At 44.0% G+C, this 6,868-nt stretch carries 3 protein-coding genes; 1 reads left to right on the forward strand and 2 read right to left on the reverse strand.

Features of this window, described 5'->3' with window-relative positions; genetic code table 11:
• Positions 1-2,943: AAA family ATPase (locus tag WKI49_06585; protein MEJ7622153.1), on the reverse strand; the 2,943-nt coding region annotated here is incomplete at its 3' end.
• 107 nt (positions 2,944-3,050) lie between these two features.
• Here WKI49_06585 and WKI49_06590 point away from each other — a divergent pair.
• Positions 3,051-5,831, forward strand: a complete 2,781-nt coding sequence (locus WKI49_06590) for a glutamine-synthetase adenylyltransferase (protein ID MEJ7622154.1) — start codon at positions 3,051-3,053, stop codon at positions 5,829-5,831.
• Between the two features lie 3 nt (positions 5,832-5,834).
• Here the strand turns inward: WKI49_06590 and gltX are convergent.
• On the reverse strand, positions 5,835-6,868 hold a 1,034-nt coding region (gene gltX, locus WKI49_06595; protein MEJ7622155.1), incomplete at its 5' end, for a glutamate--tRNA ligase.

Raw genomic sequence — 6,868 nt, forward strand, 5'->3', positions numbered from 1 at the left:
AAACTCCAACTTCCCATCCTTCAAATCCACCATTACCCTTTGCCCCTCTTTTATCTCACCCTTTATAATTAGGTTTGCCAGAGGAGTTTCTAAGTGCTTTTGCAGAGTTCTTTTGAGAGGTCTTGCACCATAGGCTGGGTCATAGCCGAGCTTTACAAGATGCTCCTTTGCCTTTTCTGTTAGCTCTATGGAAATGTTCCTTTCCGCCAGTCTTTTGTTTATGCTTGCCACAAGCAGGTCTATTATCTGGAATAGCTCCTTCATGGTCAAGGGTTTAAAGACAATTATCTCGTCTATCCTGTTTAGAAACTCTGGTCTGAAGTGATAACGTAGTTCTTCAAGCACCCTTTCCCTTGCCTTTTCAAACTCCCTTTGAACCCTTTCTTCGTCTCCGTCCACAGGTATGCTCAAAAGATACTGAGAGCCTATATTGGAGGTCATGATTATCACCGTGTTTCTAAAGTCCACCGTCCTTCCGTGAGAGTCTGTGAGCCTTCCATCGTCCAAAACTTGCAAAAACAGGTCAAAGACCCTTGGATGTGCCTTTTCTACCTCGTCAAGGAGCAAGACCGAATAGGGTTTTCTACGAACCGCCTCGGTGAGCTTTCCTCCCTCTTCGTATCCCACATAGCCCGGTGGTGCACCTATGAGCTTGGCTATGCTGTGCTCTTCTTTGAACTCGGACATATCAAGTCTTATTAAGGCATCTTCTTCTCCAAAGAGTAGCTCCGCAAGAGCCTTTGAAAGCTCCGTTTTTCCTACTCCCGTAGGTCCAAGGAATAGGAAGCTGGCTATGGGTCTTTTGGGGTCTTTTAGACCAGCCCTTGCCCTCCTTATGGCTTCTGCAACCGCAGTTACCGCATGCTCTTGGTCTATTACCCTCCTGTGGAGCTCCTCCTCAAGTCTAAGTAGTCTCTCCGCCTCCTCTTCCTTCAACTTTGTGACAGGTATGCCAGTCCACTCGGAGACCACCTGTGCAATATCATCCCAGCCTACTACGAGCTCCTGAGCCTTTTTGCTTTCAAGCTCTTTTAATTCCTTTTCTAACTTCACCTTTTCTATCTTTAGGTTTGCTTCCTTTTCGTAGTCTCCTCTCTCGGCTGCCTTGATTATCTCTTGGTCAAGCTCCTCTATACGCTTCTTTATTTCCGATATTCTTACCTCCGTCCCTCCTAACCTTGAAAGGAGTTCTTGCTTTTCCTTCTCAAGTTGAACCTTCTTTATCTTTAGTTGAGCTTCCTTTTCATAGTTGCCTTCAAGGTATGCCTTTTGTATCTCTTCCTCAAGGCTTCTTAGCTTTCTCTCTATTTCTTGAACCTCTGGAGGAACTGCAACCGCCATTAGCTTTTTGCGTGCGGAGGCTTGGTCAAGGGCATCTATTGCCTTGTCAGGCAATTTTCTAAAGGTCACATACCTTCTTGTGAGCTTTACCGCCGCCTCTATGGCTTCGTCAGATATCTTTACCTTGTGGTGCTTTTCCAGTTTTGGTCTTAGACCCTTAAGTATCTCTATGGTTTCTTCCTCTGTAGGCTCATCCACGTATATGGGTTGAAACCTCCTTTCAAGGGCTGGGTCCTTTTCTATGTATTTGCGATATTCGTCCACTGTGGTTGCACCTATCACTCTTATTTCTCCTCTTGCCAAAGGAGGCTTTAGCATGTTGCCAGCGTCTACCGCACCTTCTGCCTTGCCTGCACCCACCACGGTATGAATTTCATCTATAAAGAGTATTACATTGCCCTTCTGTTTTACCTCTTCCAAAAGACTTTTAAAACGCTCCTCAAATTCTCCTCTGTATTTAGAACCTGCTATGAGAGAACCCATGTCTACGGATATAATCGCCTTGTCCTGAAGCTCTACAGGCACCTCCTTGTTAACTATCCTTTGTGCCAAACCTTCCACTATGGCAGTCTTTCCAACCCCAGGGTCTCCCACAAGCACAGGGTTGTTTTTAGTCCTTCTGAGTAGCACCTCTATAAGCTGGTTTATTTCCTTTTCTCTTCCTATAACTGGGTCCAGCTTGCCCTCCCTTGCCATCTGTGTGAGGTCCACACCAAACCTCTCAAGGGGGGACTTTTCTTCTTCTCTTAGCTCTTGCACCGTATCCTTCATCTTTTCACCTCCTGTTATATCTTCTAAAATCTTACCAGCAATAGTATCCTTTGCCTCCAAAAGGCTTGCCACTATATGGTAGGGCTCCACCTGAGAAAGACCCTCGGAGACCGCTTTGTCTTGAGCCTTTTCAAGAACTCTAATAAGGTTTTGAGAGTAGTCAAAGGCAGGCTCTTTCCCAAAGACTATTTTACCCACCGCATCTATGACCCTGTCGGGAGATATGCCAAGCTCTTTGACCTGCTCTACAAGACTTGAGCTCTCAAGAGCCTTTTTTATTAGCCCATCAATACTTAGCTTGTTTTCAAGAAAGGCTCTTACATCCTCTGGCTTAAAGACAGCAGACAGGCTTCTTTCTACGCCTTCAAGCTGACTTCTATATTGGCTTTCAAGCCTTTCAAGTCGTGCCAGCTCCACATGAAGCTCTTGCAAACTCCAATAATCCCCGTATCTTCTTGCCTTTTGAAGCTCTTGGTTTAACCTCTCCTTTGCTCTTTTTATCTTGTCTAACTCTATCTGCACTTGACCTATGTCGGACTTTACCTGCATTATTTTGCTTCTCAAGTCTATAAGATGCTGGGCTTCTTGTTGAACCGCCTTGTTTATTTGAGCATGGAGCTTCTCAATGTATTCAGAAACCTTCTTATAAAAACTCTTTACATCCACCCCTCTCTTTTCAATATACTTTGAAAGAGGAGATTTTTCATCAGAAAGCATAAGAAGGAAAAGATGGTCCGTATCTACCTTGCTATCCCCCCTCTTCCTTGCCAAGTCCTTTGCCCTATTTAGGTATTCCAGAGACCTTGCAGAGAGCAGGTTTTCACTAAACATGTCCACCTCCTAAATTTGATAATGGTTTTAATAATATACTTTAGTCTTGTTTTGTCAAGTTATAAAATAAGACCTACCAAGAGCAAAAGCTCTTAGAATATTTAAGCATGTTTCCCTCAGAGTGGTGGAAAAGGGCAGAGGAGAGGGTTTATAACCTAAACAGGGCAAGAGAAAGCCTTGAGGAACTCCTCAAAAGACATCCCAACCCTCAAAGCCTCGTGGACTATCTAAACGAAAGAAGGTTTATCTTGCTTTTGGAGCTTCTTGACCAGTCTGAGTGTATAAGGAAGTTTCTAATAAACCACCCAGAAGACTTTCAAAAAACCATACCTGGGCTTTGGTATGTCTTTAAGGACAAAAGAGACTATCTTAGGGAGTTGGAGGAGCTTACCTCTCAAAGCATGTCTGACGAGGACTTTTCAAAGACCCTTGCTTACTACAGACACAGAGAGCTTATGAGGATACTTGCAAAGGAGATACTGGGAACTGCAAAATACGAAGACCTTCTGCAAGAGTATTCAAACCTGCCAGATGCCATGCTTGAGCTTGCTTACAGAAGAGCTTATCAAGAAATGGTTGAAAGATATGGAGAACCTCTTGAAGAAAGTGACAATCCAGCTACTGCTTGTATAATCGCCTTGGGAAAGCTTGGAAGCTATGAGCTCAATTACTACTCGGATATAGACATAATGTTTATCCACTCCAGCGACAAGGGACATGCAGGAAAACTTACCCTCAATGAGTTTTTTCAGAGAGTTTTCCAGAAAGTTTTTAGACTTATGACACAGATAACACCAGAAGGCAAACCCTATGAGGTGGACCTTGACCTCAGACCCTTTGGAAAGTCAGGTCCTATAAGCATGTCCTTGAGGAGCGCAGAGCTATATTATGAGTCCTATGGAAGAACGTGGGAAAGGTTTGCTCTCCTTAGGGCAAGATACTGTGCGGGAGATGAGGAGTTATACAGGGCTTTTGAGAGGGAAGTAAAAGAACCCTTTGTATTTAGAAAATCTGTTGACTATCGCATACTTGAGGAGATACAGCTCATAAAGGCTCAGATAGCCAGCGAAGCAAAGAAAAGGCTTCTTGGTAAAAACAACATAAAGACCGGAGAAGGTGGCATAAGGGAAGTGGAGTTTACAGTCCAGTCTATAGTTTTGCTCCTTGGTGGAAAGTCTCCCTTTCTTAGAGAGAGCAATACCTTTAGGGCTATATGGAAGCTAAACCAAAAGGGTGTTTTTTCTAACGAAGAGGCTATTTTTTTAGAGAGGGCTTATGAGTTTTTGAGAAGACTTGAGCACAGGCTACAGCTCCACTCTTGCACTCAAACTCAGAGCTTTTCAGAAAACGACATAAGCAGGATTGCAAGGCATATGAAAATGAAAGAACAAGAACTCATAGCTTATTACGAAAAGTATACAAAGGGTGTTAGCCTTATCTTTTCTCAGATAATGCCCTCTCAAGAAGAAGAGGAGCTACATCCCATACAAAGGGCTTTGCTCAATGGAGACCTTGAAGATGCAAAAGAGGTCCTTAGTGGCTACCGCTTTAGAGACCCCGTGAGGGCTTTCAACATTCTCCAGAGCTACATAAGCGGAAGAGAAGGTATAAAGCTCTCCACACAAGAAAAGCAGGCTTTTATAAAAGTCCTGCCACAGCTTCTTGAAAGCATGTCCCAAACGCCAGACCCAGATGAGACCCTTTCCAACTTTGACAAGTTCTTTTCTAACCCAACGGGTAGAAAGGTCATTCTTAGTCCTGCAAAGGAAGATGTAGGCAAGACACTCTGTAAGGTATTTTCCTTGTCCTCTTATCTGTCCACTCTCATAAGCAGGTATCCAGACCTTGTGGAGGATGTGCTAACCCTTTATCAGGACTTTCCAGAGGAGGAGAGCTTTATTGAAGAGTTTGAAAAATATAGGACCGCCTTAAACTTAAGCAGTGAAAACCTTTATAGAAGGTTCAAGAGGGTTTGGGAGATAAGGATAGCCCTTGTATACTTGATGAAAAGAGAGGACAGGTATAAGAAGCTCTTTAGCTTTTTTGAGAAGCTCTCAGACCTTGCGGACTTTCTTATGAAAAGGCTTTGGGAAGATTTAGGTCTTGAAGACATACTAATTCTTGCTCTTGGAAAGTATGGAAGCAGGGAGTTAACTGTGGGTTCTGACCTTGACCTTGTATTTGTTTGCAAAAGTGCGGGAGAAGAAAAAACAAGGAAGGCTCAGGAGTTTATAGCCTTTCTTACAAAGCATACTTCAGAGGGCTATCTGTATGACGTGGACTTTAGACTTAGACCTATGGGAAGTGCAGGAGAAATAGCACCTTCTCTTAGCTTTTATAAGGAATACTTCCAGTTTAATGCAAGAACTTGGGAAAGGCTTGCATGGACAAGGTGCAGGTATATTGCAGGACCGGAGGACCTTGTGGAGGAGTTTGAAACTTTGCTTAGAGCCTTTCTCTTTGAGAAACCCCTTGGTGAGAAGGAAAGAAAGGAGATAAGGGATATGAGATTTGCACTTGAGGGCAACGCAAAAAAGGGAAAGGGTCTTGTGGACCTCAAGTTTTCTTCCGGCGGGCTTATAGATGCGGAGTTTCTAATCCAGTATTACCTGCTTTTGGAGAGGCTCAGGGAGCCATCTATGATAAGGGCGTGCCAGAGGTTAATGGGAAAGTATCCTATACTTAGAGAGGCTTATGAACACTATACCTTCCTAAGGCTTGTGGAAACAAGGCTAAGACTTTCAAAGGAAAGGGCTGGGTCTTTACTTGGACCTCAGGAAAGTAAAAAAGTGGCGAGCTCACTGGGCATGCAGGAGGAGGAATTAAAAGAAAAGGTGGCGGACAGTATGAAAAGGCTAAGGGAGATATTCCTTGAAGTTTTTGACTAAAGCTCACCCCAAGAGCTCCAAAGCCTTCTTTACCCTCTCTAAAACCTTCTCCTTTGGAAGCACATCACATATAATGTCCACACCCACACCCTCCAACTCTCCAGTGAGGCATGCTCTAAGTGCGTGCCATACTTCCTTTGCCTTTAGGTTAAGCTCCTTTTGTATCTCTTTGGCTATTTCCTTTACCCTTTGAGCGCTAAGGTCTCCTTCTTGCACCTTTTGTAAGAAAAGCTCAAGCACGCGTCTTGAAGGCTCATTTTCAAGGACAGCCATAGCTTCCTCTGAGTAGCTAACCTCTTGGACAAAGAAGGGCTTAAGCCTTTCCACACCTTCTGTTAAGGTCTCAAAGGAGTCCCTGGTCTTTTCCAAGACTTTCCCCACAAAGTCCTTATCCGCTTTGTATCCTGCCTTTTCAAGAAAGGGCATAAACTCCTCTACAAGCCTATCAAGAGGAAGCACCTCTCTTATATATACTCCGTTCATCCACCTTAACTTTTCCTTGTTAAAGACCGCAGGTGCGGAGTTTACCCCTTCCAAGGTAAACAACTCTATAAGCTCCTCTTTGGAGAATATTTCCCTTCCTTCTTCTGGTGGAGACCAACCAAGAAGACAGAGGAAGTTAAAAAGTGCAGGAGACAGATAACCTTCTTCTCTGTAGTTTCTAACAGAGACCGCACCATGCCTTTTGGAGAGTTTGCTCCGGTCTTCACCCAGTATAACAGGCAGATGAGCAAACTTAGGGACTTCAAAGCCAAGGGCTTCGTATATGAGTATCTGCTTTGGTGTGTTGGGAATGTGGTCTTCACCTCTAATTACGTGCGTGACACCCATGAGGGCGTCATCCACCACCACCACAAAGTTATAGGTGGGCGTTCCATCGCTCCTAACTATCACAAAATCCCCAAAATCATCCACATTTATAGCTATATGACCCTTTATGAGGTCTTCAAAGACCACAACCCTGCCATCGGGCACTCTAAAGCGTATGGTATAGGGCTTGCCTTGTCTTTTGAACTCTTCCACTTCTTCTTTGCTTA

This window comes from Aquificaceae bacterium, from assembly GCA_037722135.1.
GTDB lineage: Bacteria > Aquificota > Aquificia > Aquificales > Aquificaceae > Pampinifervens > Pampinifervens sericum.

What these genes read in the sequence shown, in the direction of transcription:
- WKI49_06590 (MEJ7622154.1), top strand. Translation starts at nt 3,051, where the DNA reads ATGTTTCCCTCAGAGTGGTGGAAAAGGGCAGAGGAGAGGGTTTATAAC.